The organism is Streptomyces carminius (assembly GCF_002794255.1).
Taxonomy (GTDB): domain Bacteria; phylum Actinomycetota; class Actinomycetes; order Streptomycetales; family Streptomycetaceae; genus Streptomyces; species Streptomyces carminius.
Genome location: NZ_PGGW01000008.1, coordinates 72,593 through 98,264, shown reverse-complemented (window position 1 = coordinate 98,264; position 25,672 = coordinate 72,593). Strand labels below are relative to the sequence as shown.

At 74.6% G+C, this 25,672-nt stretch carries 21 protein-coding genes; 9 read left to right on the top strand and 12 right to left on the bottom strand.

The window, feature by feature from the left end; genetic code table 11:
* Nucleotides 1-411 precede the first annotated feature (411 nt).
* From CUT44_RS01275 to CUT44_RS01250, 6 genes are read left to right on the top strand one after another with little or no spacing between them, the layout of a single operon-like run.
* Entirely contained in the window at nucleotides 412-1,740 is a 1,329-nt protein-coding gene (locus tag CUT44_RS01275; RefSeq protein ID WP_146252153.1) for an ATP-binding protein, read from the top strand.
* Nucleotides 1,737-2,147 (top strand): roadblock/LC7 domain-containing protein, encoded by a 411-nt coding sequence (locus CUT44_RS01270; protein ID WP_100200212.1) that lies wholly within the window; start codon nucleotides 1,737-1,739, stop codon nucleotides 2,145-2,147. Before CUT44_RS01275 ends, CUT44_RS01270 begins: the two co-directional genes overlap by 4 nt.
* Nucleotides 2,144-2,506, top strand: a complete 363-nt coding sequence (locus CUT44_RS01265) for a DUF742 domain-containing protein (RefSeq protein ID WP_100200211.1) — start codon at nucleotides 2,144-2,146, stop codon at nucleotides 2,504-2,506. Before CUT44_RS01270 ends, CUT44_RS01265 begins: the two co-directional genes overlap by 4 nt.
* Entirely contained in the window at nucleotides 2,484-3,107 is a 624-nt protein-coding gene (locus tag CUT44_RS01260; RefSeq protein ID WP_100200210.1) for a GTP-binding protein, read from the top strand. Before CUT44_RS01265 ends, CUT44_RS01260 begins: the two co-directional genes overlap by 23 nt.
* Nucleotides 3,104-4,615: a cytochrome P450 gene (locus CUT44_RS33720; RefSeq protein WP_233221081.1), complete on the top strand. Its 1,512-nt coding sequence runs from the start codon at nucleotides 3,104-3,106 to the stop codon at nucleotides 4,613-4,615. The genes CUT44_RS01260 and CUT44_RS33720 overlap by 4 nt, the downstream gene beginning before the upstream one ends.
* On the top strand, nucleotides 4,612-5,706 hold the full coding sequence (locus tag CUT44_RS01250; RefSeq protein ID WP_233221080.1) for a cytochrome P450 family protein: 1,095 nt from the start codon (nucleotides 4,612-4,614) through the stop codon (nucleotides 5,704-5,706). The genes CUT44_RS33720 and CUT44_RS01250 overlap by 4 nt, the downstream gene beginning before the upstream one ends.
* Nucleotides 5,707-5,759: 53 nt before the next feature.
* Here the strand turns inward: CUT44_RS01250 and CUT44_RS01245 are convergent, their stop codons facing one another.
* From CUT44_RS01245 to CUT44_RS01230, 4 genes are all read right to left on the bottom strand, one after another.
* Nucleotides 5,760-6,599 (bottom strand): SDR family oxidoreductase, encoded by an 840-nt coding sequence (locus CUT44_RS01245; protein WP_100200208.1) that lies wholly within the window; start codon nucleotides 6,597-6,599, stop codon nucleotides 5,760-5,762.
* An 83-nt stretch (nucleotides 6,600-6,682) separates the two neighbouring features.
* Complete coding sequence (locus tag CUT44_RS01240) at nucleotides 6,683-9,700, bottom strand: AAA family ATPase (RefSeq protein ID WP_100200207.1); 3,018 nt, start codon at nucleotides 9,698-9,700, stop codon at nucleotides 6,683-6,685.
* On the bottom strand, nucleotides 9,697-10,863 hold the full coding sequence (locus CUT44_RS01235) for an exonuclease SbcCD subunit D (protein WP_100200206.1): 1,167 nt from the start codon (nucleotides 10,861-10,863) through the stop codon (nucleotides 9,697-9,699). The genes CUT44_RS01240 and CUT44_RS01235 overlap by 4 nt, the downstream gene beginning before the upstream one ends.
* Before the next feature lie 148 nt (nucleotides 10,864-11,011).
* On the bottom strand, nucleotides 11,012-12,355 hold the full coding sequence (locus CUT44_RS01230; RefSeq protein ID WP_100200205.1) for a pectate lyase family protein: 1,344 nt from the start codon (nucleotides 12,353-12,355) through the stop codon (nucleotides 11,012-11,014).
* 52 nt (nucleotides 12,356-12,407) lie between these two features.
* On the opposite strand from CUT44_RS01230, the gene CUT44_RS01225 reads away from it, so the two are divergent.
* Complete coding sequence (locus tag CUT44_RS01225) at nucleotides 12,408-13,121, top strand: CDP-alcohol phosphatidyltransferase family protein (RefSeq protein WP_233221076.1); 714 nt, start codon at nucleotides 12,408-12,410, stop codon at nucleotides 13,119-13,121.
* Nucleotides 13,122-13,152: 31 nt separating this feature from the next.
* Here CUT44_RS01225 and CUT44_RS01220 read toward each other — a convergent pair whose 3' ends face one another.
* The 5 genes from CUT44_RS01220 to CUT44_RS01200 form a co-directional block, all read right to left on the bottom strand.
* Nucleotides 13,153-13,611: an adenylyltransferase/cytidyltransferase family protein gene (locus CUT44_RS01220; protein WP_100200204.1), complete on the bottom strand. Its 459-nt coding sequence runs from the start codon at nucleotides 13,609-13,611 to the stop codon at nucleotides 13,153-13,155.
* A gap of 23 nt (nucleotides 13,612-13,634) precedes the next feature.
* Nucleotides 13,635-15,182, bottom strand: coding sequence for a hypothetical protein (locus tag CUT44_RS01215; RefSeq protein WP_100200372.1), 1,548 nt, complete (start codon nucleotides 15,180-15,182; stop codon nucleotides 13,635-13,637).
* A gap of 95 nt (nucleotides 15,183-15,277) precedes the next feature.
* On the bottom strand, nucleotides 15,278-16,900 hold the full coding sequence (locus CUT44_RS01210) for a lipopolysaccharide biosynthesis protein (RefSeq protein WP_100200203.1): 1,623 nt from the start codon (nucleotides 16,898-16,900) through the stop codon (nucleotides 15,278-15,280).
* Nucleotides 16,897-18,708: a lipopolysaccharide biosynthesis protein gene (locus tag CUT44_RS01205; RefSeq protein ID WP_100200202.1), complete on the bottom strand. Its 1,812-nt coding sequence runs from the start codon at nucleotides 18,706-18,708 to the stop codon at nucleotides 16,897-16,899. The genes CUT44_RS01210 and CUT44_RS01205 overlap by 4 nt, the downstream gene beginning before the upstream one ends.
* Nucleotides 18,705-20,324 (bottom strand): hypothetical protein, encoded by a 1,620-nt coding sequence (locus CUT44_RS01200; protein ID WP_199185544.1) that lies wholly within the window; start codon nucleotides 20,322-20,324, stop codon nucleotides 18,705-18,707. Before CUT44_RS01200 ends, CUT44_RS01205 begins: the two co-directional genes overlap by 4 nt.
* Before the next feature lie 180 nt (nucleotides 20,325-20,504).
* Here CUT44_RS01200 and CUT44_RS01195 point away from each other — a divergent pair, with 180 nt between their 5' ends.
* Nucleotides 20,505-21,785 (top strand): glycosyltransferase, encoded by a 1,281-nt coding sequence (locus tag CUT44_RS01195; protein WP_233221117.1) that lies wholly within the window; start codon nucleotides 20,505-20,507, stop codon nucleotides 21,783-21,785.
* An 89-nt stretch (nucleotides 21,786-21,874) separates the two neighbouring features.
* Here the strand turns inward: CUT44_RS01195 and CUT44_RS01190 are convergent, their stop codons facing one another.
* From CUT44_RS01190 to gmd, 3 genes are read right to left on the bottom strand one after another with little or no spacing between them, the layout of a single operon-like run.
* On the bottom strand, nucleotides 21,875-23,023 hold the full coding sequence (locus CUT44_RS01190; RefSeq protein WP_233221075.1) for a glycosyltransferase: 1,149 nt from the start codon (nucleotides 23,021-23,023) through the stop codon (nucleotides 21,875-21,877).
* Nucleotides 23,020-23,556 carry an LbetaH domain-containing protein gene (locus tag CUT44_RS01185; RefSeq protein ID WP_100200201.1) on the bottom strand — a complete coding sequence of 179 codons (537 nt, stop codon included), beginning with the start codon at nucleotides 23,554-23,556 and terminating at the stop codon, nucleotides 23,020-23,022. The genes CUT44_RS01190 and CUT44_RS01185 overlap by 4 nt, the downstream gene beginning before the upstream one ends.
* A complete protein-coding gene (gene gmd / locus CUT44_RS01180; RefSeq protein WP_100200200.1) occupies nucleotides 23,553-24,566 on the bottom strand; it encodes a GDP-mannose 4,6-dehydratase in 1,014 nt (337 codons plus the stop codon). The genes CUT44_RS01185 and gmd overlap by 4 nt, the downstream gene beginning before the upstream one ends.
* Before the next feature lie 147 nt (nucleotides 24,567-24,713).
* Here gmd and CUT44_RS01175 point away from each other — a divergent pair, with 147 nt between their 5' ends.
* Entirely contained in the window at nucleotides 24,714-25,658 is a 945-nt protein-coding gene (locus tag CUT44_RS01175) for a GDP-L-fucose synthase family protein (protein WP_100200199.1), read from the top strand.
* Nucleotides 25,659-25,672 lie beyond the last annotated feature (14 nt).

Genomic DNA, 25,672 nt, shown 5'->3' with positions numbered 1-25,672 from the left:
CGCAGCCTGATTCGCGCGCCCCTACGAGACGGACTTCCTTCCGGTCGTCGCTCCCAGAACACCGGCCGCGTACTCCGCACGATCCCCATCACACGTTCGCGGGAAGCCCTCGGAACCCATCACACCGCCTCCGCGTTCACCCGGCGTTGCCGCCACGTTTCCCGCACGTTGCGGTCGTACAGAACGAATTTCCCACAAGCAGGACACCAGCATAATCCGTAGGCACATACCGAAACGTGCCGGACTCATACCAGACAGTCACCGAGGTGGCGGCAACCTGGCCGTTTTCCCTCCCCCGCCTTCCTCGGCCCCCTACGCTGTCGTGGCACGCGAACCGTGATCCTCAGGTCAGCCCTCCACGCACCGGCTTGACCGTTTCTTCCCGCAACGACGCGTCCGCGAGGAAAGCCGATGACCGATATAACGACCGTGGCGAGCCTGCTCGGCTCGGGCCTGGGTGTGGCCCTCACACCAGTGGCGGTGCGTCAGGCCCGACGTATCCGTGAGCTGCGGACGCAGTTGTCCGGCGCCCGCTCGGGCATCCGCGCCCGGGACGCCGAACTGGCCCGGCTGGCCGGGGTGAGCCTGCCGGCGGCCGTCCAGTCCGTCGGCGACCGCCGGCCCGTCCCGGCCTCCCCGCCGGTGGACGCCGAACTGGCCGGAACGCCGTTCGCCCACCACCTCCACGAGCTGCGGACCCTGGTCGTACGAGCCCTCACCGACGCCGAGGGGCGTACCGCCCAGATGACCCAGACGACGCTGCTGTCCGTGGCCCGCACGCTCCAGGCACTGGCCAACAAGCAGCAGATGGCCGTCACCGACATGCTGGCCAGGCACGACTCGCCCCAGGTGCTGGGGGACCTGCAGGTGGTCGACCACGCCACCGCCCAGATCCTGCGGCGTGCCCAGGCGATCACCGTGGTCTGCGGCTCCTACCCGGGGCGGCAGCACAACGCCACCCCGCTGAGCGACGTGGTGCGGGGCGCGGTCAGCCGCATCCTGGACTTCCGGCGCGTCAAGGTCTTCCACGACGAGGGCGAACGCGCCGTCGTCGGGCGGGCCGTGGAGGGGCTGGTGCTCGCCCTCGCCGAACTGCTGGAGAACGCCACCCGCTACTCGCATCCGGACACCCAGGTGCTGGTGCAGTTCGAGCGCGCGCACAACGGCCTGTCCGTCGTCGTGGACGACAAGGGCGTGGGCCTGCAGCCGGGCGAGCGGGAGCGGGCCACCCGGCTGCTGTCCGGCGAGGGGCCCGTCACCATCACCCGGCTGGGCGACCCGCCGAAGTTCGGCTTCGCGGTGATCGGACTGCTCAGCGCCCGGTACGGATTCGAGGTGTCGGTGACCAAGTCCCCCTACAGCGGGGTACGGGCCGTGACCTTCCTGCCCAGCACGCTGCTCACCGACAGCGTGCCCACCCAGCCGGTGGCCCTGTTCGGCGCGGCCGGCGCGGCCGGCCCCGCCCCGGGCGGCGCGTCCGGTGCCGCCGGTCCGGCGACGGCGGCGGGGGCGAAGACCGCGGGCGGGCTGCCCAAGCGGCGGCGGTACACGTCGGAGGCGTCCGCCGCGGCACCGGCCTCCACACCGGCCGATCCGGCCGGCCCCTCCGACGGGGAAACCGCCACCGGCCGCTCACCGCGGCAGTCCGCGGCCACGCTGGGCGGCTTCGCCCGTGCGGCACGGGCCGCCCAGCGCACCACGCCGACGTCCGGAGAACCCGAGGGGGAGAACAAGCCATGATCTTCGACAACGAGAAACTCGCCTGGATGCTGGCCCAGCTCATGGACCAGCCGGACGTCTACGACGCCCTGCTGGTGTCGGGAGACGGCCTGGTCCGGGCGTGTACTCCGGGGCTGGACCGGGACACCGCGGAGCAGATGGCCGCGGCACTGGCCGGAGTGCAGGCCACCTCCAGCGCCAGCGCGCGGCTGTGCCGGTCCGACCCCGGTTCCTGGGAGCAGAGCCTGACGCAGTTCCGCGACGGATACGTCCTCACCATCCGGGCGGGCGACGGCAGTTTCCTCACCGCGGCGACCTCCGGCACGGCGGACGTGGAGGCGATCAGCTTCCGGATGCACCAGTTGGTGGCCCAGCTCGGCGGGCAGATGACCAGCGAGCCCCGCCACGACGCCGGCGGACCGACATGACACCCCGCCGCGTACGCATGGACCTGGTCCGCCCCTACGTCATCACCGGCGGCCGCCACGAGCCCAGCCGCAACACCCACGCCCTGGACCTGGTCACCCTGGTCACCGCCACCGGCGACCGCCCCGTGGCGGAACTGGAGCCGGAGCAGCAGCGGATGGTCCGGGTGTGCCAGGGCGGCTATCTGTCGGTCGCGGAGGTCGCCGGCCATGTGCGGCTGCCCGTGGCGGTCACCACGATCCTGCTGGCGGACCTGATCGACAGCGGCCATGTGGTCGCGCGCAGGCCCCCGCCGGCGGCCCAGCCCACCGATCTCGACGTCCTGGAGAAGGTCCTGGATGGCCTCAACAACATCCTCTGACAGGTCCGCCGACAGCGGGATCTACGTGCGCGACACTGTCGAGACCACCGCGAAACTGCTGATCGTCGGACCGTTCGGGGTCGGCAAGACCACCCTGATAGGCACCGTCAGCGAGATCGAGCCACTGCGGACCGAGGAGGTCATGACACAGGCCGGCGCGCTGGTGGACGATCTGAGGGGCGTCGAGGACAAGCGGACCACCACCGTCGCGATGGACTTCGGCCGGCTCACCCTCTCCCCGGACCTGGTGCTGTACCTGTTCGGCGCTCCCGGCCAGCGGCGTTTCAACCAGGTGGCACCGGTGTGGCAGCAGCTGGTCCGCGGCGCCTACGGCGCCCTGGTACTGGCCGACACCCGCCGACTGGACGCCTCCTTCGACGCGATGGAGATGGTCGAGCGGCACGGCCTGCCGTACGCGGTCGCCCTCAACTCCTTCCCCGACGCCCCGCACTTCCCGGACGACGAACTCCGCGAGGCACTCGACCTGAAACCCGGGACCCCCTTGGTCAGCTGCGACGCGCGGGACCGCACCTCGGCCGCACGGGCGCTGATCGCCCTGGTCGGACACGTCCACACCTACTACCAGGAGCACCTTCCGTGACAACCCCGTCCCCCGGCCCGGACACCGCTCCCCCGCCGGGCTGCCCGGCGCACTCGGCCCCGGGCGGCACTCCCGGCTCCGGCAGCGGCCTGCCCGCCCTGTACGGGCCCGGCTTCGCCGCCGACCCGGACGCCCTCTACGCCAGGCTCCGCCCCCAGGGCCCGGCCCACTGGGTGGAACTCGCCCCCGGTGTGCCCGCCGTCGTGGTCACCGACTACGCCGCGGCCCTGGAGGTGCTGCGCAGCTCGCAGTTCAGCAAGGACGCCCGCCGCTGGACCGCCCTGATGGAGGGGCGGATCCCCATGGACAACGAGGTCGTCCCCATGATGGGTTTCCGGCCCAGCCTGCTGTTCGCCGACGGCGACCGGCATCTGCGGCTGCGCAAGACCGTCGACGACGCGCTGGCCCGGGTCGACTCCTACCGGGTGCGCTCCTACGTGCGGCGCGGGGCGGGCCGGCTGATCGGCGAGTTCGGCCCGATGGGCAGGGCGGAGCTGGTGAGCCAGTACTCCCACCGCATCCCGCCGCTGGTGTTCACCCAGCTGTTCGGCTGCTCCGACGAGCAGACGGAGCGCATGGCCCGGGCCTGCGCGCAGATGATCGCCGCCGAACCCGCCACCGCCCAACGGGGCAGCGAGGACCTGGCCCGCTGCCTGGCCGGGCTGATCGCCGACAAGCGCCGTTCCCCCGGCGCCGACCTGACCTCCTGGCTGCTGCACCATCCGCTGCGGCTGTCGGACGAGGAGATGCTCCACCAGCTGGTGGTCCTCATCGGTGCGGGCACCGTGCCGCAGTCCGCCTGGATATCCAGCGCGATCATGCTGCTGCTGACCGACGACCGGTTCGCCGGTGATCTCTCCGGCGGCAGCCTCACCGTCTCCGACGCGCTCAACGAGGTCCTGTGGAAGCGGTCGCCGATGGCGAACTTCTGCTTCCACTACGCGACGAACGAGTACGACCTGCGCGACGACTCCGGCGCGGGGCTGCTGATCCCCCCGGGAGTCCCGGTGCTCATCAGCCACGAGGCGGTCAACTCCCACGCCGTCCGGGGCACGGCCGGCGACCGCCGCTCCAACCACGCCCATCTGGCCTTCGGCGGGGGGCCGCACGTGTGCCCCGCCCAGGGGCTGTCGGAAATCATCGCCGATGTGGCGATCGAGACGCTGCTCGACGTACTGCCCGACATGGAACTGGCCGTGCCGGCAGGGGATCTGGTCTGGCGGCCGGGACCCTTTCACCGTAGCCTTGCCGCGCTGCCTGTGATCTTCCCGGCACTCTCCGCATCCGAACCCGTACCCGAGTCCGTGCCCGAACCCGGGCCCGCGAGCACGCCCGTCCAGACATCCGCCGCGTCCGAACAGACCTCCGGAGGCCAGTCATGGAACCACTCGACGTCCCCGTCCTCGATCCCACCGGCCGTGACCGTCCCGGAGAGGCGGCCGGACTCCGTTCCCGGGGGCCGGCGACGCCGGTGGAGCTCCCCGGTGGCGTGGTTGCGTGGTCGGTGACCGCTCACGAGTACATCAAGCGGCTGGCCGGGGACCGCCGGGTCTCCCGGGACGCCCGGCGCCACTGGCCGGAGCTGGAGCGAATACCCCAGGACTGGGCCCTCAACGTGTGGGTGCGGGTGGAGAGCGCTTTCACCAGCTACGGCGCCGAGCACCGCCGCCTGCGCAACCTGATCGCCCCGTCCTTCACCCCCCGCCGCACCGAGGCGCTGCGCCCCCGCGTCCAGGAGATCGTCGACGACCTGATCACCGGACTGGAGAGCGCCGATCCGGGCGAACCGGTGGACCTGCGCGCCCGGTTCGCCTACGTCATCCCCAACGAGGTGATATGCGAGCTGTTCGGCGTCCCGGCCGACATGCGCCCCTGGACCCGCCGGGTCATGGACGCCGTGCTGAACACCGAGGCCTCCCCCGAACAGGCCCGCGCCGACTACGCCGAGATGTGGGCCTGCATGCGGGCGCTGGCCGACATCAAGCGCGCCCGGCCGGGCGAGGACATGACCAGTGAGCTCATCGCCGCCCGCGACGGCGACTTCCGGCTCGACGAGCACCAGCTGATCAGCACGCTCGTCCTGATGATCGGGGCCGGCAGCGAGACCGCCGTCAACCTCATCGCCGAGGCCGTACGCTCCCTGCTCGCGCTCCCCGAACAGCTCGCCCTGGTCCGGTCCGGCCAGGCCGGCTGGGACGACGTGATCGAGGAGACCCTGCGCGCCCATGCTCCGATCATGCACATGCCGCTGCGGTACGCGGTGGAGGACATCGACCTGGACGGCGTGACGATCCGCAAGGGCGACGCCATCATCCTCGGCTTCGGTGCCGCCGGCCGTGATCCGGCGCTGTACGGGGAGAGCGCCGACACCTTCGACCTCACCCGGACCGAGCGGGAGCACCTGGCCTTCGGCCACGGCGTGCACTACTGCCTGGGCGCGCCGCTGGCCCGGCTGGAGGCCGCCATAGCGCTGCCGGCCCTGTTCGACCGCTTCCCCGAGATGCGGCTGGCCGTCGCCCCCGAGGAGCTGGTCCCCCAGCCGTCGTTCATCGCCAACGGGCACCGGGAGCTGCCGGTGCACCTCAAGCCGGTCTCGTAAATACATCCGTCCGTCCGCCGGGACCGGACGCGTCCCGGCGAACGGACGGGCCGTCAGCGGGTGAACCCGCCCTCGGAGTCGATGACCTGTCCGGTGATCCAGGCCGCCTCGTCGGTGACGAGCCAGGCCACCAGCCGCGCGGGGTCGTCCGGCTGTCCCCACCGTCCGCCGGGGAACATGGCCGCGACGGCCGCGTGCTCCTCGCCGGTGAGGTAGCCGGTGTCCACCGGACCGGGGTTGACCGTGTTCACGGTGACGCCACGAGGGGCGAGGGCGGTGGCCAGGGAGCGGGTGACGGAGGCCAGCGCCCCCTTGCTCAGGGCGTAGGCCAGTTCGCCCGGCATACCGCCGCCCCGGTCCTGGCCCGAGGTCATCATGACCACCCGGCCGCCCTCCCGCGCCGCCTGCCGGCGCCGGGCGTACGCCTGGACCAGCAGCACCGTGGAGCGGGTGTTGACCGCCCAGTGGGCGTCCAGCATGTCCGCGTCGATCTCGTCCAGCGGGCCGTCCTCGCCGCTGAGGGCGTGGTTGGCGACCAGGATGTCGAGTCGCCCGCCGAGGGCCTCGGCGGCCGCCTCGACCAACCGCGCCGGAGCGCCGGGGGCGGTGAGGTCGGCGGGGCCGTGGGCGACGGCCGCGCCGTCGGCCGCGAGCGGCCGCAGTCCGGCGGCGAGCGCCCCGGGGCCGCCCGGGTCGGCGCCCCAGGGCTTGGCGGCGTCGTGGGGGACGTGGTGGTGGAGGTAGACACCGGCGCCGTACGCGACGAGCCGGCGGGCGATCGCCCAGCCGATTCCGGCCCGGCGGCTCGCCCCGGTCACCAGGGCGGTACGGCCGCGCAGCGGCAGCGGGTCGCGGTGCGGGGTGCCGGGGGTGTGCGGGGTGCCGGGACTCATGGCATCCGATGATCGCGGCGGGCCACACCGGCCGTCACCCGGTTTTCCTCCGGGTACCGTCTGCCCGGCGCACCCGGCGTCCCTCACCCGGCCGCCGGTCCCCGGTGCCGGACGGCCGACCCGGTGCGGGTCTTGACCACCTCCAGCTGGACGGGAACGCGCTGCCGCAGGTCGGGGACATGACTGACGATGCCGACGCTGCGGTCGCGCTCGCGCAGGGAGTCCAGTACGTCCAGCACCTCGTCGAGGGTCTGGTCGTCCAGGCTGCCGAACCCCTCGTCGATGAAGAGGGTGTCCAGCCGCAGCCCGCCCGCCTCCTCGGTGACGACGTCGGCCAGGCCCAGGGCGAGGGCGAGGGAGGCGAAGAAGGTCTCACCGCCGGAGAGGGTGGCGGTGTCGCGCTCCCGGCCCGTCCAGGCGTCGATGACGTGCAGTCCCAGACCGGAGCGGCCCCGCCCGGGGCCGCGCGCGTCGGAGTGGACCAGGGTGTAGCGGCCGCCGGACATGTACGCCAGCCGGGCACCGGCCGCGGCGGCCACCTGCTCCAGCCTGGCGGCCAGGACGTAGGACTCCAGACGCATCCGGTGCTCGTTCTCCGTGGACGTCCCGGCCGCCAGGCCCGCCAGACGGGCCACCCGGTCGTACTCCTCGCGCAGCGGGGCCAGCCGGCGGGCGTCGGCCAGGGCGTCGGCGGACAGGCCGTCGAGTTCGGCGCACCGCCGGTCTGCCTCGGCGTGGGCGGCGGAGGCGGCGTTCAGCCGGGCGACGGCCTCCTTCAGCGCTGTCTCGGCCCCGGTGAGGCGATCGGGCGGCAGTTCGGCGGCGTCGGCCAGTTCGGGGTCGGCGAGCTCGGCCGCCACGGCCGCCTCCTCGGCCTGCCACTCGTCGAGGCGGTGCTGCAGCGCGCGTTGCTCCAGCTCGGCGAGCCGGGCGCCGGCGGCGGCCCGCGGGGTGTCGAACCCGGCGCGCCAGACGGCGTCCGCCAGCCGCGCGTCGGCGTCCTTGAGCCGCCGCGCGGCGGTCTCGGCGGCGCCGGCGGCCTCGGCGGCGGCGGCCAGCAGTGCGGCGCGGTGTTCCAGTTCGGCGGCGCGGTGTGCCACGGAGGGTGCCGTGCCCCGGGCCCGGGCCACCTGCCGCGCCAGTTCCGTGTGTTCCCGCAGCAGTGCCTCGCGGGTGGAGGTGCGGGCGGCCGCCCGGCGCCCGGCGTCCTGCCGGGCGGTCCGGCGGCTGTCGTGCTCGCGCAGCAGCCGGTCGAAGGCCGCGCGGGCGTCGGCCGCGCCGGCCGCGGTACGGCGGGCGGCCGTGTGCTCCGTCTCCAGGGCGGCCGCCTCGTCGGCGAGTTCGGCGGCGGAGGTCTCCCCCGCCTCCGCCGCGGCCGCCGTCAGCCGCTCCCGCAGGGAGTCCAGCCGCCGCTCGGCCCGCCGGTGCGCCTCCTCGGCCTCCCGGTGGCGGTCCAGGGCCGCCTCCTCCGCCCGCCGGTCCACGTGCCGCGCGCCGGGCCGGGCCGGCTCGGGGTGCTCGGGCGAGCCGCAGACCATGCACGGTGCGCCGTCGCTCAGCTCGGCGGCGAGTTCGGCGGCGATGCCGTCCAGCCGCCGTGCCCTGACGTCCAGCCACTCCTGTTTGGCGGCCAGTGCCCGCTCGTGCGTCTCAGTCAGCTCGGCCCGGGCTCCGCTCTCCTCGGCGGTGAGGGCGTCGCGATGGCGGGCGGCCGCCAGCTTCCGCCGGAGTGTGTCGAGCCGCCGGGCGAGCCGTTCGGCCTGGGACGCGGCCTCCGCGGCGGCCTCGACGCGCCGCTGGTGGGCGTCGCGGGTGGTCTCCCAGTCCGCCAGCCACTCGTCCGCCTCCCGCAGCAGTTCCTCGTCCGCGCCCGACTCGCTCTCCAGCCGGGCGAGTTCGGCGGTGAGACGGGTGGCGCGCTCCTCGGCCTGCCGGGCGGCCTCCAGGGTGCCCAGCTCCCGGCGGACGGCACGTTCGAGTCCGGCGAGCCGCTCCGCGGGGGCCTGGGCGTCCGCGGCGGGCAGCAGGCCGCGGGCGGCCTCCTCGGCGAGCGCCGTGCGGCGGCGCTCGTCCTCGGCCCGTTCCCGGGCGTCGAGGACGGGGGCCACCACCTCGGCGGCGCGGGCCCGCTCCAGCCGCGCGCGGTCGCGGCGGTGCTCCTCCTCCCCCGCGGCCAGGGCGGCGGCGCGCTGCCGGGCGGCGGCGTACCGGCGCCGGCGGCGGTCCAGCTCCCGGGCCTCCTCCAGCCGCCGCCCGGCGGCGGCATGGGCCTCCTGCGCGGCCCGGAGCGCCGCCGCGGCGATGTCCCGCCGCTCCCGGGCGGTGGAGCGGGCCAGGGCCGCCCACTCCAGCACGGCACCGGCCAGGCCCGGATCGCCCGGCGCGAGGCCGTCCAGCGGTGTCCCGCCGGGTCCGGGACCGCCCCCGGCGGCCTGCCGCATGCGCTGGCCCAGCACGAGCAGCCGCTCGTCACCGCCGCGCACCCGGTGCTGCGCGGCGGTGCGCAGTTCCGCCAGGTGCTGCTCGACGGCGGCGAAGCGGTGGGTGTCGAAGAGGCGGCCCAGCAGTCTGGCCCGGTCCTCCGCGCCGGCCCGCAGGAAGCGGGCGAACTCGCCCTGGGGCAGCAGGACCACCTGGCAGAACTGCTCGCGGCTCATGCCCAGCAGTTGGGCGAGTTCCTCGCCGATCTCCTGGTGGGAGCGGCTGAGCGCCTTCCAGGTGCCGGTGGCGGCGTCGTACTCGCGCAGCCAGGACTGGGCCTTGTCGGTGGTCAGGCCGGTGCCGCGCTTCTTGGGGCGCCGCTGCTCGGGCTGCCGGGTGACCTCCAGCCGCCGGCCGCCGACGGTGAGGTCGAGGACCACCTCGGTACGGGTGCCGGGGTCGGCGTGGTCGCTGCGCAGCCGGGCCGGTCCGGAGGTCTGGCGGGCGCCGGGCACCCCGCCGTACAGGGCGTAGCAGACGGCGTCCAGCACCGAGGTCTTGCCCGCACCGGTCGGTCCGTGCAGCAGGAACAGGCCGGCCGCGGACAACGCGTCGAAGTCGATCGTCTGGGTGCCGCCGAACGGGCCGAAGGCGGTGACGGCGAGGCGGTGCAGTCTCATCGGGGGGCCTCCGTGCGGGCCGCTTCGGCGCGTACGGCGTCCAGGGCACCGCCCAGCAGGGCGCTTTCGTGCTCGTCGGGCCCGGCACCGCCCCGCACGTGGGCGACGAAGCCCTCCAGGATCTCTTGGTCGGTGCGGTCGCGCAGCCGCCGCCCGTAGGAGACGGAAGCGTCCTCGGGCGGCCGCTCGGGGTCCAGGACGAGGGTGAGGACGTGGGGGAAGCGGGCGGTGAGGGCGGCCATCGGCTCGCGCGGGCGGACCGGATCGGTGAGGGTGGCCTCCACCCACGCCTGCTCGTGGCGCTCCAGACCGGGGTCGGCGAGCAGGTCCGCCAGCCGGCCGCGGACACGGGCCAGCGGGCGGGGCACCGGGCAGTCGGTCCGCTCGGCGCTCACCTCGCCGCCGGGCCCGAGGTCGACCAGCCACATCGACTTGCGGTGGCGGGCCTCCGAGAAGGAGTAGGCCAGCGGGGAGCCGGAGTAGCGGATCCGCCCGGTGAGCGTCTGGCAGCCGTGCAGATGGCCCAGGGCCACGTAGTCCACCCCGTCGAAGACGGCGGCCGGGACGGAGGCGACCCCGCCGACGGTGATGTCCCGTTCGCTGTCGGACGCCTCGCCCCCGGTGACGAAGGCGTGGGCCAGGACGACCGAGCGGGTGCCCGCCGGGCGGGCGGCCAGATCGGCGCGCACCCGGTCCATGGCGGCGCCCAGCACCGCGGCGTGTCCGGCCCGCTCCACCCCGAGGACGTCCTTGACCAGAGCCGGTTCCAGGTAGGGCAGGCCGTAGAAGGCGACCTCGCCGTGGGCGTCGGCCAGGACCACGGGGGTGCCGCAGCCGGCGGGGTCGGTGCGCAGGTGGACACCCGCCCGGCCGATGAGCCCGGCGCCCACGCCCAGGCGGCGGGCCGAGTCGTGGTTGCCGGAGATCATGACGGTCGGCACGCCGAGGTCCGCGAGGCGGTGCAGGGCCTCGTCGAAGAGTTCGACGGCGGCGAGCGGCGGCACCGCCCGGTCGTAGACGTCGCCGGCGACGAGCACCGCGTCGACGCCCTCGGCGCGCACCGTCTCCACCAGATGGTCGACGAAGGCCGCCTGGGCGGACAGCAGGTTCACCCGGTGGAAGCTCCGTCCCAGGTGCCAGTCCGAGGTGTGCAGCAGTCTCAACGGCCCGCTCCGTCCCGCACGTGTCCCCTCTCCCCGCCCCTGTCGGTCAAGATCTGGATTGTGGCACGGTTCGTCCGCCGGCATGCCCCTCGCGGGGGAATCCGCCGGAGTTCCCGGTCCTTGGGCGGTCCGCCCGGTGGGCCGCCGGTCAGCGCCCCCGGCAGTCGACGTACCGGATCCGCTCCGTGGCGCCCTCGGCGAAGTCCTCCTGGCCGTGGTTGGCCAGCAGGCACATGTCGTAGCGGGCGGCCGGTCCCCCGCCGTCCCCGGCGGGCCGGTAGGTGTGCTTCCCCGAGAGCTGGCAGGAGTCGTAGCGCACCAGCGGGCCGGGCCCGGTGGGGCGGTAGCGGTGCGGACGGGAGCCGGGCGCGAAGTCCTTGAAGGCGTGGGCGGTGTCGTCGCAGTCGTTGAAGTGCACCGTGCCGCTCTCCCAGGCGCAGTCGATCACCAAGGTGTCCGGGCCGCGCACCTCGAAGCGGATGTCCTCGGCGTGGAAGCGCTGCACGGAGCCGTGGTGGTCGGCGCGCGGGAAGCGGAAGAAGGTGCTGGTGCGGCCGTACTCCCCGGACTCCCCGGACTCCCCGGGCCCTCCCGTCCGCTCCGGACGGCGGCCGGTGACGATGTAGGAGCCGCCCCGGCAGGTGACGGAGCCGCCGTAGGGGAACTCCAGGAAGTTTCCCCACTCGTACTCCACCTTCATGTCGTTGAACCAGTAGTTGAGGAACTGGTCCTGCTGCCCGGGGTCCCGCGACCGCTGTGACAGCCCGGAGTACAGGAACGCCCGGCGCCAGGCGCCGCCCACCCGGCAGGCCTCCCAGCGCATCTCGGAGTTGGTGTTGCTGCCGTCGAGCGCGAGCCCGTAGGTCCACTCCCCCAGCCACTCGCAGTCGGTGAACCGGTAGTCCTGGGCCTGCCCGGTGGAGTACGAGTAGAAGAACGAGGCGCCGGGAGTGCCGGAGCGGAACCCGAGGTGCTCGAACACGATGTTCGCCCAGGCGTCCTCGTTGCGGCACAGATAGGAGTCCGCGGCCCGGCGGGGTGCGAACAGGAGCTGTGTCATGCGCTTGCCCGCGCCCCGGAACCGCAGGCCGTTGGCCTTCGGCCGGCCGCCGGCCGCGCCGATCAGCGCGTCCGGCTCGCGAATGAGGTAGACGCCCGCCGGTATGTCGACGACGGTGCGGCCGGTGCCGTTCCACACCCGGTCGACGGCGTGCCGGTAGGCGCGGACGAAGGCCCGGCTGTCGTCGGTCCGGCCGTCGCCCCGGGCGCCGAAGTCGGCGACGACGTCGACGGTGTCCTTCCCCTTGGGCCTGCGGCCGCCGACGGACAGGGTGCGGGCCTCGTCCGCCGCGGAGTCCGCCGCGTCCGCGGTACCCGCCGTCTCGCAGCCCGCGAGGCCGGCCGTCAGCGCGGCGGCCGTACCCGCCGTGCCCGCCGTCAGCACCGCGCGGCGGCTGGTGGTACCGGTCCGCCGTAAGGAGTCGCCTGCCATGATGATGCTCCTTCGAGAAGTCCGTGGTGCGGGTGCGTCGAGTGGGGGGAAAGTGAGCCGGTTCGGTTACGCGGTGGAGCGGTTGTCGGCTGCGCAGAAATCAGCCAGGGGGGTGTCGCTGTACTCGCGGTACGTCAACCGGCCGGCGGGCCGGTTACTGGCCGCGGCCGCCTACGCCGCGCGCCTGACGCCCAACCAGGTCACCCTGGCGAGCGCGGTCTCCACGTTCACCGGGATCGGGCTGATCGCCGCCCTGCCGCCGTCGCACGCCCTGGCGGCCGGGGTGTTCGCCGCGCTGGTGGTGGGCTTCGCCCTGGACTCGGCCGACGGGCAGCTCGCCCGGCTGACGGGGACGGGCAGCCCGGCCGGCGAGTGGCTGGACCACGTGGTGGACTGCGCGAAGATGCTGGCGCTCCACATGGCGGTACTGGTCTCGTTCCACCGGTACTTCGGCTTCTCCGACCCGGTGTACCTGCTCATTCCCGTCGCCTTCCAGTTCGCCGCCGTGCTGGTCTTCTTCGGCGGCATCCTCACCGAGCAGCTGAAGCGGAGGGTGGAGCGGCCCGCCCCCGCGGCGCCGCCCTCCACCCTCCGCTCGGTCGCCCTGCTGCCCGTGGACTACGGGGTGTTCTGCGCGGTGTTCCTCTTCCTCGGCGTCCGCGGGCTGTTCGTGGCGCTGTACTGCGTGCTGCTCGCCGCCCATCTGCTGTTCATGGCGGCGTTCCTGGTGAAGTGGTACCGGGAGTTGTCCGCCCTGACCCGCTGACCCGGCCCGGCGGCCGGGGCCGCTTCGGCGGTCAGGCCGACTCCGTCGACTCCGCCGCCGGCCCGGCGGGGCCCGCGATCCCGTCCAGGGCCCGGCGCAGCAGGGTGCTGGAGGTGTGCACGGTGTAGGGGAAGTACACGACGTCGACGCCGACTCCGGCGAAGTCCCGCTCCAGCCTCTCCCCCTTCTCCGTGCCCCGCCAGTCGTCGCCCTTGAAGATGACGTCGAAGCGGACCTGCCGCCAGGTCTCCAGCTTGTCGGGCACCGTCTCCACGAACGCCGCGTCCACGAAGCGGATGCTGCGGACGATCTCCAGCCGTTCGGTGAGCGGGACGACCGGGGAGCGGCCCTTGGCCGCCCGGGCCATCTCGTCCGACACCACGCCGGCCACCAGGTAGTCGCACCGGCTCCTGGCGTGCCGCAGGATGTTGAGGTGCCCGATGTGGAATAAGTCGTAGACCCCGGGCGCGTAGCCCACTCGATGTGTCATCCGCTGTTCTCCTCGGCGTGCGGTCAGTTGCCGGCTGTCACGTACACGGGGCCGTTGCGGCCCGAGAGATTGGTGCCGTCGGTGACCTCCAGCGAGTACCGGTGGGTCGTACCCGGCTCCACGGTGTCGGTGAAGGTGATCACGGGCCGGTCCCAGTGGCGCGACTCCGCCTCGACGGAGGTCAGATAAGTGCCGTCCCGGTGGATCCGGTAGGTCAGTGTGCCGTCGTCCCGGTCCCACGAGGCCCGCCAGCTGAGGGTGACCTCCCCCGGGGAGGTGCTGGTGCCGCTCAGGATCGGCACCTGCGGGGCCTCGGTGTCGGGTCCCGCCGCGAAGCGGGTCAGCCCCTGCTGCGGCCGGTCGTTGACGGTGGTGAACTCGCCGCCGGTCCACAGGATGCCCTCGGCCTCGGCCATCACCATGGCACGCGGGCCGATCTGTTCGCCGATGCCGTCGTTGGTGTCCGGGAACCACGGCAGGATCGTCTCGTCGGCGATCGACTGGGCCAGCAGGTGCTGGCGGTTGTTGTGCTCCGGGAAGCCGCCCGGCGTCGAGGAGCAGTTGTGCGCGTGGGAACCGCTGTAGAGCACGCCCTGCCAGGGCACGACGGCCTGGGTGGCGCCCAGGCAGGTGTCCTTCCACAGCAGTTCGCCGTCGGAGAGCCGGCCCGCCGCGCGGCCGTCGAAGACCCCGCCGCCGGTGCCCTCGGCGGCGAGGTAGAAATTCGTGCCGTCGTTGACGAGCCCCTTGACCGCGGAGCGGCGGGGGATCCAGCCGGTGAAGCGGTGGACGATCTCGCCGGTGGTCGCGTCCAGGCCGACCAGCCCGTGCACGCTGTTGAACAGACTGCCGTTCACCGAGGTGAACCGGCCGCCGATGATGACCTTGTTCAGGTGCGGGGCGACGGTGATGGCGTTGATACCCGGGGTGGGGTCGTTGGAGATGGACGAGCCCTCGATCACGGCGCGGAAGGGCAGCAGGGTGCTGTCGCGGCGCAGGGCCGCGACGCGTTCCCGGGGCTGGCCCTGCACGGTGGAGAACTGGCCACCGAGGTAGACCGTGGTGTCGGTGACGTCGATGGCCCGGACCGTCGAGGATACGGTGGGCCGCCAGTCGTCGTCGATGGTGCAGTCGTCGGTGTCGAGGGCGGCGGTGTTGGCGCGTCCCACTCCCCCGGCGCTCCCGAAGGAGCCGCCGATGTAGAGGACCTCCCCGTCGGGCGAGGCCTTCAGGGCCCGGACCGTTCCGCTTCCCCCGGTGAAGGCCGGCGCGCACGGCAGCGGCTGACCGGTGTCGGCGTCGAACGCCGCGAAGTTCCTGCGGGGCAGCTCGCGTGAGCTGCCGGGGGAGGTGCCGGGCGGCCGGATGTTGCCGAACGTGCCTCCCACGTAGACGACGCCCTTGGCGTAGGTCAACGCCCATACGATGCCGTCGGTCTGCCAGGTGCTGAGCGGATCGGCGGTGAGTGTGGTTTCGCCCGCCGCCTGGGCCGGTCCCGCACCCAGGGCCGTCGAGGCCAGGCCGAGCATGACGGCGGCGAGCAGTGTTCTGACGGATCTTCTCCTGCGCATGGTTCCCCCCTGGAAGCACATGGCGAGTACGGGTGGGGCGAGGCGGGAGCCGTGTCCGCCGGCTGCGGCGGCGGACACGGACGCCACATCCGTGTTCACCGTGAGTTCCCTTTCCCGCCCTTGCGCAGCACCCGGAAGAACTCCCCCGTCCCCAGCGGCACACGATAGCGCCAGACGGTGACGGTGAAGGCACAAACCGTCAAAGCCATGCCCAGGGAAGCGGCCGGTACGGTGTCGCCGCCGGTCAGCCGCACACCGAGCACGAGGGGGGCGACGGCCGCGAAGGCGACGGCGGCGGCGCACAGATAGCCGCGGTCGACCGTGCGGAAGCCCAGCCGGTGGCGCACCAGCAGTGCCGAGGCCACGTTGTCCACCACGATCGCCAGCCCCCAGGCGACGGCCGCGCCCGCCACCCCGTACCGCGGTACCAGCCAGAAGCCCAGACCGAGCTGGACGGCGAACCCGGCGCCGGCGACCGCGAGGTTCCACACACTGCGGCCGGCCATCAGGATGACGGTCTGCGCGTTGCCGACCCCGACGTTGACCGCGCAGGCCGCCGCCAGCACCACCAGTCCCGTGGCGCCGTCGTCGAACCCCTCCCCGAACAGCGACAGCACGGTGCGGGGGAAGGCCGCCAGATACACGAACAGCGGCCAGGAGAACAGCACGATCCAGCGGGTGGACAGCCGGTGCAGCCGTTCCGCCTCCGGCCGGTGGCCGCCCGCGAGCAGCCGGCTGAGCTGGGCGGCGACCGCCAGCCGGACGGCGAGCTGGAGCAGGGTGCCGGCGGTCACCAGCCGGCCGACCGCGGTGTAGATCCCGGCCTCGGCGCTGGTGCCCAGCACCGACAGCAGGACCACCCCGATCCACACGGCGGCGATGTCGAAGACCGAGGACAGGGCGCGCGGTCCGGCGAAGGACCAGAACTCGCCCGGGGTGACCGGTGGCGTCCCCGGTGTGCCGGGGTGCGCGGCACGCGACCGGCGCAGCGCCAGCCAGACCACCGCCGCGGCCGGCAGCGCGGGCGCCAGCCAGGCGGCGGACAGCGCCACCACGCCCGGCGCCAGAAGCGCCACCGGCAGGGCGACGGCGACCCGCAGCACGGGCTTGCCCATCTGCTCCACACCCACGAAGGGCACCACCGAGCCGTAGCCCCGGGTGGCCCCGAGCAGGACCAGCGACACGGTCGTCACCGGCAGGAAGACCGCGAACAGCCGCAGCACCGCCGCCGCCTGGCCGTCCGGCAGCCCGGGCAGCAGCCAGGCCGCCGACCCCGGTGCCAGCAGCACCGCCGCCATGGCCGCCGCGGAAGCGGCCAGGGCGGGCGGCACGGCGGTGCGCAGCAGGGCGGGCACCCCGGCTCCGCCGGTGAGCTCCAGATCGCGGGAGACGAAGCGCACCAGCGCGGTGTCGGCGCCCAGCTTGCAGGCGTTGCTCACGATGGTGAACGCGGCGACACCGGCGAAGACCGCTCCGGCCCCGTGCGCGCCGAGTCCGCGGGTGACGACGGCGACCAGGGCGAAACCGAACAGCGCGTTCACCGCCGAGCCCGCGAAGCCGAACCAGCCGCCGCGCACCGTGGCGGCGACTCCCCGGCCGGAGGGCCCGGCACCTCCCGGGGTGCCTTGCGCGGCGCCTTCCGGGGCATCCCCCGGGGCGTCGCTCCCGGCCCCGGTACCGCCCGTGCCGCCGGCCGGGACGGGACGGACGCCGGTCATGCGCGCAGGGCGGTGTCGTCACCGGTACGCGCCCGGGGTCCGTCCGGGCCGGGCACACCGGACCCGGCGTCCGCCGGAACGGTGGGGTGCTCCCCCGGTTCCCCCGGCGCGCTGCGCGGGGACGGATCGGCCGCGGCGGACCCGGGACCCCGGCGCGCCCGGCCCGGCAGACGGAGCGGCAGCCGTTCCGCCAGGCGTACGGGCCACCGGCCCGTACGCCCGCCCACGGGCCGGGCGCCGCCGCCCGGGTGCAGCACCGCGCCCACGACGTGCCCTCCCACGGAGGCGACCAGCTCCCGTACCCGCTCCAGGTCCTCCCGGCGGGTGCGGTCCGGGACGCAGACCACCAGCACACCGCGTACGGCACCGGCGACGGCCAGGCCGTCCGCGTGGGACAGCAGCGGCCTGGTGAGGGCCACCGTGTATCTCCCTCCGGTGGAACTCCCCGCGGTCCCGTTCCCAGTGCCGTCGTTCCCGGTGCCGTCGTTCCCGGTGCCGTCGCCGTCCTCCGGTCCGGTCAGCAGCCGGGCGAGCTCCGGGGAGTTCAGCGCCCGGGTCGCGTCGGGGACCGCGCGCCCCGGAACGAGTTCGAGGGTTCCGGCGGTGTCCGCGTCCACCGTCAGCCGCGTCCCGCCGGGCCAGTCCGCCCCGGGCCGCTCACCGGCACCGCCGCGCACGGGCACCCTCCCGGCCACCTCCGGCGCGCGCGGATCGGCCTCGACCAGCAGGACGCCGCTGCCGGTCTCCGCCAGGGCGGCGGCGAGGTTGACCGCGGTGGAGACGGCCTCGGCGTGCTCCCGCGCGGAGACGACCAGCAGGCTGCCGGGCCGCGCCAGCCGCGGATGGCGCAGCACCCGGAAGGCGATCGCCCGGTACGTCTCGGCGCGCTCGCCGCCGCGCACCGGGCCGACCTCCAGGGTTCCCGTGCTGCCCCGCCGCCGCGGCAGGGTGCCCAGCACCGGCGCGCCCAGCGCGTCGCGCGCCTCGGCGGCGGAGCGCACCCGGGGGTCGAGCAGGGAACGGAGCCAGGCTGCCACCAGCCCGCCGGCCAGCCCGACGACCGCCCCCACGGCGATCAGCGCCGCCGCCCCGGGGCCGGACGGCGCCTCGGGCACCTCCCCCTCGCGCACCACGTCGCCGGGCGAGGTGTCCAGGGACCGCAGGGCGCTGACGCGGCCCTGGAGATCGGCGATCCGGGCGCCCAGGGTCTCGCGCTCGGCCCGGGCGCTCTCCCGGGCCACCGCCCCGTCCGCGTCCGCGATCCGCCGGTCCAGTTCGGCGCGCCGTGCCAGCAGGGGTTCGAGTTCCTCGGAGAGTCCGGTGAGGATGCTCTCGACACGGCGCTCGGCGGTCTCCTCGCGGTGGTCGAGGTAGGCCCGTACGAAGGCGTCGGCCCGCCGGACGGCCGTGCGCGGCGAGTCCGCGGTGTAGGCGAACTCCAGCAGATGCGTCTCGGGCGGGTTGCTCACCCGCAGGCCGCGCCGGAGGCCCGCCGGGTCGGTCCGGCCGCCCAGGGCCCTCGCGGCCCGTGCGGCGACCGCCGCGCTGCCCGCGACCTGCCGCTCGGTGGCCATGCTGAGCTGCCGGTCGGCGGGTATCCCGCCGCTCTCCGGGAGGCCGGCGCCGACGGGCTGCACGACGACCTCGCCGGTGGCGGTGTACTCCGTCCCGCCGGCGGCCGATAAGGCACCGCCGGCGAGGACGCCCAGCAGCAGGCCGAGCACGATGGCGGCGCGGTGGCGGAAGAGCCTGCGCAACTGGTCGCGGAGCTGGTCGGGCTCGCGCGGGACGGGGTCGGTGTGGCTCACGTGCGTGCTTCTCCCGTGGACGGAGGTGAGGGGACGGTGCGCCGTGCGGCGGACACCGGCACCCGTGCGGGCGCGGGCGGCTCGTACGCCGCCGGTGGCGCGGGACCGGCCGGGGTTCCGGCGCGGCCCCCGGCGGACCCGCCGCCGGGCGGCGGGGCGGGCCGGCGGCGGCGCACGCCGGCGGTGACGAGCAGGGGCACGGCGATCAGCAGGGCCAGCGGTCCCATGACGAACATGAGGCTGCCGCGCAGCAGGATGAGCTGGTAGAAGCCGAACGCGGGCACGGCCAGCGCCGCCAGGGTGCCGCCGTGCTCCCGCAGCCGGTCGCGGATGCCGTCGATCCGCCGGCTCACGGCGCCGAAGAGGGCGAAGAAGGCGACGACGCCGGGGAACCCGGCCCACATGTAGGTCTCGATCCACAGCGGCGCGGAGAGGTTCTCGAAGGAGTAGCCCGCGTGCCGGGCCAGCAGGATCCCGCTGTCCTCGGGCTTGTCGGGCCACACCGCGCGCGGCACGAAGAACAGCGGCGGCCCCGGCGCGGCGCCGGGCGAGTGGCCGTTCTCCCGTACGTGGTCCAGTCCGGTGGCGATCTGCTGGAAGGCGTCGTAGTCGCCGTTGGAGGTGAACTGCTCGGCGAGTGAGACGACCTCGACCGGCCGGCGCTTGTCGTGGCGGAAGTAGTCGCCGTACGGGAAGACCGTGAGCACCGCGACGGTGACGGCCACCGCGCCGATCCGGAAGGCGCGCGGCCGGCGCAGCAGGGAGGTGCCGAACAGGATCGTCAGCAGTACCGTGCCGGCCCAGAAGCGCGGCTGGCTGACGGGGTTGTTCACCACCACGTTCAGCGCGAGGAGGACCGGCAGGAGGATCCACCGCAGTCCGCGCAGGGTCCGGTCACCGTTCCCGGCCCGGGGCACGTACAGCAGCGCGACCAGCGCCCAGAACGCCGGGACCGACAGGCTCCACGCCGCCAGCGCCTGGTCGGCGGCGGCGCCCGGCACGCTCTGCGCCGCCGCCTCGTTGACGGCCTGGCGGCTCTGGAAGAACACCGCCAGGCCGCCCTGGGCGGGCACCAGGACGGCGGCCAGCAGCAGCGCGAGCCCGCACAGCAGCAGGACCCGTAAGGGCGTCACCCGGCGGGCGAGCAGCGGCTCCAGGACGCCGGGGGCACCGGAAGCACCGGGGGTGGCGGGGGTGGCGCCCGGCCGCCGTCCGGCCAGGGCCGCGCCGCCGCTGTAGGCGAGCAGCCCGGCCTCCACCACGGCGGCCGCGCCGAAGGCGGTGCCGGGATCGACGGCGAAACCCCACGGGTAGGCCTCGGTGGCGACCATGGCCAGCGCCGCCAGGCCCAGCCAGACGTAGCAGAAGAGCCAGAAGCCGAAGGCCACGACCCGTACCCGGGGGTCGGTCAGCACCCGGGCCAGCGCCGTCCCGGTGTGGACGACGACCACGCACTGCAGGGCGAGCGCGGCACCGGGGCGCACCTGCTGCCCGTACAGCACCAGCGCGGGCAGCAGCAGGACGAGCACCACGGTCCACAGGCACAGTGCGGGCACGCTGCGCCGTTCCGCGTGTCGTGGGGGTCCGCCGCCGCGGGCCGGTTCCCTGTCGGACATGGCCGGTTCTCCTCCCCCCGTCCGCCGGCCGGCCCCACAATCCGTGGGACGGCGGCGGGCGGGGCCGTGTTCTGGTGCCTTCTCCCGTCCGGTGTCCCGTCCGGTGTCCCGTCCGATCCGGCACCGCGCCGGTCCGCGGACGCCTAGGATGACCGCTATTTCGGAGGGGGAACAGCAGTGCTGGACTCTTTCGCGGGCCGCCGTGTGCTCGTGGTCTCGACCAACTACGCGCCGGAGCACGCCGGAATCGGCCCGTACTCGACGCAGATCGCCGAGCACCTGGCCGCCTCGGGCGCCGACACGCACGTGCTCGCCGGGATGCCCCACTACCCGGCGTGGCGTGTGCACGAGGACTACCGGGGCAGGTGGCGGCTGCGCGAGACCCGGCAGGGGGTCACCGTCCACCGCCGCCGCCATACGGTACCGGCCCGTCAGACCGCCGTGCGACGGGGGCTGTTCGAGGCGAGCATCCTGACGCACGGGCTGCTGGCACCGCCGCGGGTCCGCCCGGACGTGGTGCTCAGCCAGTTGCCCTCGCTGGCCGGGGGTGTGCTCGGCGCCCGGCTCGCGCGGCGGGCGGGTGTGCCGCACGTGGTGGTCGTCCAGGACCTGATGGGCGCGGCGGCCGGGCAGAGCGGGATGAGCGGCGCCGGCCGGTTCGCCGCCCTGGCCGGGGGCCTGGAGGCCCGGGTGCTGCGCTCGGCCGCGCTGGTCGGGGTGGTGCACGAGTCGTTCACGGAACGGGTGGCGGCGATGGGCGTGCCGCGCGAGCGGGTGCGGGTGGTGCCCAACTGGACGCATGTGCGCGCCCCCAGCGGCGACCGCGCGCGGACCAGGGCCCGGCTGGGCTGGACCGACGACACCACGGTGGTGCTGCACTCCGGGAACATGGGGCTCAAGCAGGGTCTGGAGGTCCTGGTGGAGACCGCCCGGCTCGCCGACGCCGAAGGCACCGGTGACGGCGGAGACGGCGGGAGCGACGGCGACGGACGGGGCGGCGTGCGGATCGTGCTGATGGGTGACGGCCACCAGCGCGAGCGGCTGCTGGGGCTGGCCGAGGGGGTGCGGTCGCTGGCCTTCCTGCCGCCCGCCGGCGACGAGGAGTTCCCCGAGATCCTGGCCGCCGCGGACGTGCTGGCCGTCACCCAGAAGGCGTCGGTGCTGGACATGAGCCTGCCCTCCAAGCTGACCTCGTACTTCACCGCGGGCCGGCCCGTTCTCGCCTCGGTGGCCGCCGCCAGCGGCACCGCGCGGGAGGTGGAGCACTCGGCGGGCGGGGTGGTGGTGCCGCCGGAGGACCCCGGGGCCCTGCTGTCCGCGGTCCGCTCGCTGGCGGGCGATCCGGAGCGCTGCGCGGAGCTGGGCGAGCGGGGCCGGGCGTACGCCGAGCGGCGGCTGAGCCGGCGGGCCGGGCTGGAACGCGTCACGGGGCTGCTGCGGGAGGCGCTGGCCGACGGCTGACGGGCCGCGTGGCGGGTCGGAGGGCGGCGTGGGCCGCCGCCGGCCCGCCGCGTCCGCCGTCCCGTCCGCCACCGCCGCGGGCGCGGACCTCACCCCGTGCCGGGCCGGACCGCGGACCGGTACAGCCCCTCCAGCCGGCCGGCCACGGAGGCGATGGAGAACTCCTCCGCCACCGCGGCCCGCCCCGCCTCCGCGGTGCGTTCCCGCAGCGGGCGGTCCTCCAGCAGCCGCAGCACCGCGTCGGCCAGCTGCTCCGGGGAGCCGTCGGTGATCCGGGCGGCCCCGCGCCGCTCCAGGGACGCGGCGACACCGCAGCTGCGCGTGCAGACCACGGGGGTACCCGCGGCCAGTGCCTCCAGCACGCTCATCGGGAACGGCTCGTCGACGCTGGGCAGGACGTACACGGTGGCGCGGGCCAGGCGCCGCACCGCGTCGGCGTGGCCGAGCGGCCCGCCGTACTCCACCACTCCCGCCAGCCCCTCGCTCCCGATCAGCGCGCGCACCCGTTCCAGGCAGCCCTCGTCCGCGCCGTGCAGGACGAAGGAGACCTCGGGGTGCTTGCGGTGCACCAGCGCCGCCATGCGCACGAAGGCCTCGGGGCGCTTGCGCGGGTGCAGCCGGGCGAGGTAGAGCACCTCGGCCGTCGCCCGCCCGTCCTCCCGCCCGTCCCGTCCACCGCCGTCCGCCGGCCCGGGGGCCACCCCGTTGGGCAGCCGGACCAGGGCCGGCCCGGACGGCCCCAGCACCCGGCGCAGTCCGGTCTCCTCCTCCTCCGTCAGCACCAGCGCGGCGCGCGCCCGGCGCAGCAGCGGTACGTAGCAGCGGTCGAAGATCCGGGCCACGGCCGAGCGGCGGGGCTGGACCATGCCGTGCGTCTGCACCACGAAGGGCCGGCGGCGCAGTACGGCGACGGCGAGCGCGGCCAGCGAGACCAGATCGCGCCCGGCGTGGACGTGCACCACGTCGGCCCGGCCCGCCCGGCGCCACAGGGTGAGCAGCAGCAGGGGGTGGAACAGCCCCAGGAACCCCTGGCCGGGCACCAGGGTGCGGGCCCGGTGGGCGTACAGCGGGACGCCGTCCGCGGTGCGCGGCACCGGGCCGGCGCCGCGCCACAGCGACAGCAGTTCGGCACCGTGCCCGCGGGCGGCCAGCTCGGCCAGCTGGCCGGTGGCCACGCTCACCGGGCCGCCGTAGGCGCCGTCGTCGCCGACCAGGGTCACCACATGGACGACTCTCACCGGCTGCCTCCGGCGGTGTGCACGGCGCCCGGGGGCAGATCGCGGTGGGCGACCGCCCCGGCCCCGACCACGGCGCCCGCGCCGACGGTGACCCCGCGCAGGACGAGGGCGCGGGCGGCCACCCAGGAGCCGCGCTCCAGGCGGATCGGGGCGTTGTCGTACTCGAAGGTGGGCGAGGTGCGCAGATGGCTGCCGGTGCACAGCACCGCCTCCTGGGAGACGCACACGTCGTGCTCGATCGTGACCGGTTCCAGATTGACCAGCCAGGCGCCCTCTCCGATCCACACGTCGTCGCCCACCGTCAGCTTCCAGGGCCAGTGCACCCGCACCCGGTGCCGGATGAGGACCCGCTCCCCCACCCGCGCGCCGAAGGCCCGCAGCAGCGCGGGCCGCCAGCGCGCGGGGAACCACCACTTGACGAACAGCACGTTGAGCGCGGCGAACCAGGCGGCCTGCGCCAGCAGACCGCGCTGCTTGTCGTAGCCGGCGCCGGTGAAGCCGCGCAGCCGGCGCTCCGCCGGCGGGGCGGTCACCGGTCCACCCTCACCCGGCGGCCGGACAGCTCGGCCTCCAGTTGCTGGACGTCGGCCTCGACCATGATCCGGGCCAGCTCGTCGTAGTGCGTCCCCGGGGTCCAGTCCAGGAGCCTGCGGGCCTTGGAGGCGTCCCCTATCAGGGCGTCCACCTCGGTGGGGCGCTCGTACTTGGAGTCGTGGCGGACATACCGCTCCCAGTCCAGGCCGGCGGCGCCGAAGGCGGTCCGCAGGAAGTCCCGGACGGTCGCGGCCCGGCCGGTGGCGACCACGTAGTCGTCCGGCTCGTCGCGCTGGAGCATCCGCCACATGGCCTCGACGTACTCGGGCGCGTAGCCCCAGTCGCGGACGGCGTCGAGGTTGCCCAGGTACAGGTGCTCCTGCAGGCCGGCCCGGATGCGGGCGACGGCGCGGGTGATCTTGCGGGTGACGAAGGTCTCGCCGCGGCGCGGGCTCTCGTGGTTGAACAGGATGCCGTTCACCGCGTACAGGCCGTACGCCTCGCGGTAGTTGACGGTGCTCCAGTACGCCATGACCTTGGCGCAGCCGTACGGACTGCGCGGGTGGAAGGGCGTGGACTCGTTCTGCGGCGGCGGGGTGGCGCCGAACATCTCGGAGGAGGACGCCTGGTACACCCGGGTGCGCACCCCGCTGGCGCGGATGGCCTCCAGCAGCCGTAAGGCGCCCAGGCCGGTCACGTCGCCGGTGTACAGCGGGGTGTCGAAGGAGACCCGCACATGGGACTGCGCCCCGAGGTTGTAGACCTCGTCCGGCCGCACGTCGCGCAGCAGGTTGACCAGCGCCACCCCGTCGGACAGGTCGACATGGTGCAGGACCAGCCGCCGGTCCGGGGTCTGCGGGTCCTCGTAGATGTGGTCGATGCGCTCGGTGTTGAAGCTGGACGAGCGTCTCATCAGGCCGTGCACGGTGTAGTTCTTGCTCAGCAGCAGTTCGGCCAGATAGGAGCCGTCCTGTCCGGTGATGCCCGTGATCACAGCGGTGCGCGACATGTGCTTCCTCTGCTGGGGGTTTCGGGTGGAGGGCCGCCCGGCGGGACGTCCGGCCGGGTGGTCGCCGGGCGGTCTCCGGCGGCGATAACTACTCATATTTCATGGCTTGTACGACAGGCGCGGTCCGTCCCTGGCAGAATCCGCGCCATGGATGATCTGCTGCCTCCGCCCGCCCGTGTCTTCGTCGCGGGGCACCGCGGCCTGGTCGGCTCCGCCGTGGCCCGGCACCTGTCCCGCGGCGGCTACGAGGTGCTCACCCGCACCCGCGCCGAACTCGACCTGCGCGACGGCGCCGCCACCGCCGCGTACCTGCGCGAGGCCCGGCCCGACGCCGTGGTGCTGGCCGCCGCGAAGGTGGGCGGGATCATGGCGAACAGCACGTACCCCGTCCCGTTCCTGGAGGACAACCTCCGCATCCAGCTCTCGGTGGTCTCCGGCGCCCACGCCGCCGGGGTGCGGCGGCTGCTCTTCCTCGGCTCCAGTTGCATCTACCCCCGGCACGCCGCCCAGCCGATCACCGAGGACGCCCTGCTGACCGGCCCGCTGGAGCCGACCAACCGGGCCTACGCGCTCGCCAAGATCGCCGGCATCGTCCAGATCCAGTCCTACCGGCAGCAGTTCGGCGCCTCCTTCGTCTCGGCGATGCCGACCAACCTCTACGGCCCGGGCGACAACTTCGACCCCGAGACCTCGCACGTCCTGCCCGCCCTGATCCGCCGCTTCCACGAGGCGCGGGAGCAGGGTCTGGAGGAGGTCGTGCTGTGGGGCACCGGCACCCCGCGCCGCGAGTTCCTGCACGTGGCCGACCTGGCCGCGGCGTGCGAGGTGCTGCTGCGCCGCTATGACGGCGACAAGCCCGTCAACGTCGGCTGCGGCGAGGATCTCACCATCCGCGAACTGGCCGAACTGGTGGCCTCGGTGGTGGGGTACGGCGGCCGGATCGCCTTCGACCCGGCCCGGCCCGACGGCACCCCGCGCAAGCTGCTGGACATCGGCCGCATACGGGAGCTGGGCTGGTCCCCCTCGATCGGCCTCGCCGAGGGTGTCGCCGCGACCTACCGGGCCTGGCGGGGCGCCCCGGAGCCGGTGTGAGGCCGGGCCCGGGC

Bases quoted from the DNA above. Each gene is read 5' to 3' on its own strand.
- CUT44_RS01275 (WP_146252153.1), top strand. From the start codon at position 412: ATGACCGATATAACGACCGTGGCGAGCCTGCTCGGCTCGGGCCTGGGT.
- CUT44_RS01270 (WP_100200212.1), top strand. From the start codon at position 1,737: ATGATCTTCGACAACGAGAAACTCGCCTGGATGCTGGCCCAGCTCATG.
- CUT44_RS01200 (WP_199185544.1), bottom strand. From the start codon at position 20,324: ATGTCCGACAGGGAACCGGCCCGCGGCGGCGGACCCCCACGACACGCG.
- CUT44_RS01175 (WP_100200199.1), top strand. From the start codon at position 24,714: ATGGATGATCTGCTGCCTCCGCCCGCCCGTGTCTTCGTCGCGGGGCAC.
- CUT44_RS01260 (WP_100200210.1), top strand. From the start codon at position 2,484: ATGGCCTCAACAACATCCTCTGACAGGTCCGCCGACAGCGGGATCTAC.
- CUT44_RS01245 (WP_100200208.1), bottom strand. From the start codon at position 6,599: ATGAGTCCCGGCACCCCGCACACCCCCGGCACCCCGCACCGCGACCCG.
- CUT44_RS01230 (WP_100200205.1), bottom strand. From the start codon at position 12,355: ATGGCAGGCGACTCCTTACGGCGGACCGGTACCACCAGCCGCCGCGCG.
- CUT44_RS01240 (WP_100200207.1), bottom strand. From the start codon at position 9,700: ATGAGACTGCACCGCCTCGCCGTCACCGCCTTCGGCCCGTTCGGCGGC.
- CUT44_RS01210 (WP_100200203.1), bottom strand. From the start codon at position 16,900: ATGACCGGCGTCCGTCCCGTCCCGGCCGGCGGCACGGGCGGTACCGGG.
- CUT44_RS01220 (WP_100200204.1), bottom strand. From the start codon at position 13,611: ATGACACATCGAGTGGGCTACGCGCCCGGGGTCTACGACTTATTCCAC.
- CUT44_RS01265 (WP_100200211.1), top strand. From the start codon at position 2,144: ATGACACCCCGCCGCGTACGCATGGACCTGGTCCGCCCCTACGTCATC.
- gmd (WP_100200200.1), bottom strand. From the start codon at position 24,566: ATGTCGCGCACCGCTGTGATCACGGGCATCACCGGACAGGACGGCTCC.
- CUT44_RS01215 (WP_100200372.1), bottom strand. From the start codon at position 15,182: ATGCGCAGGAGAAGATCCGTCAGAACACTGCTCGCCGCCGTCATGCTC.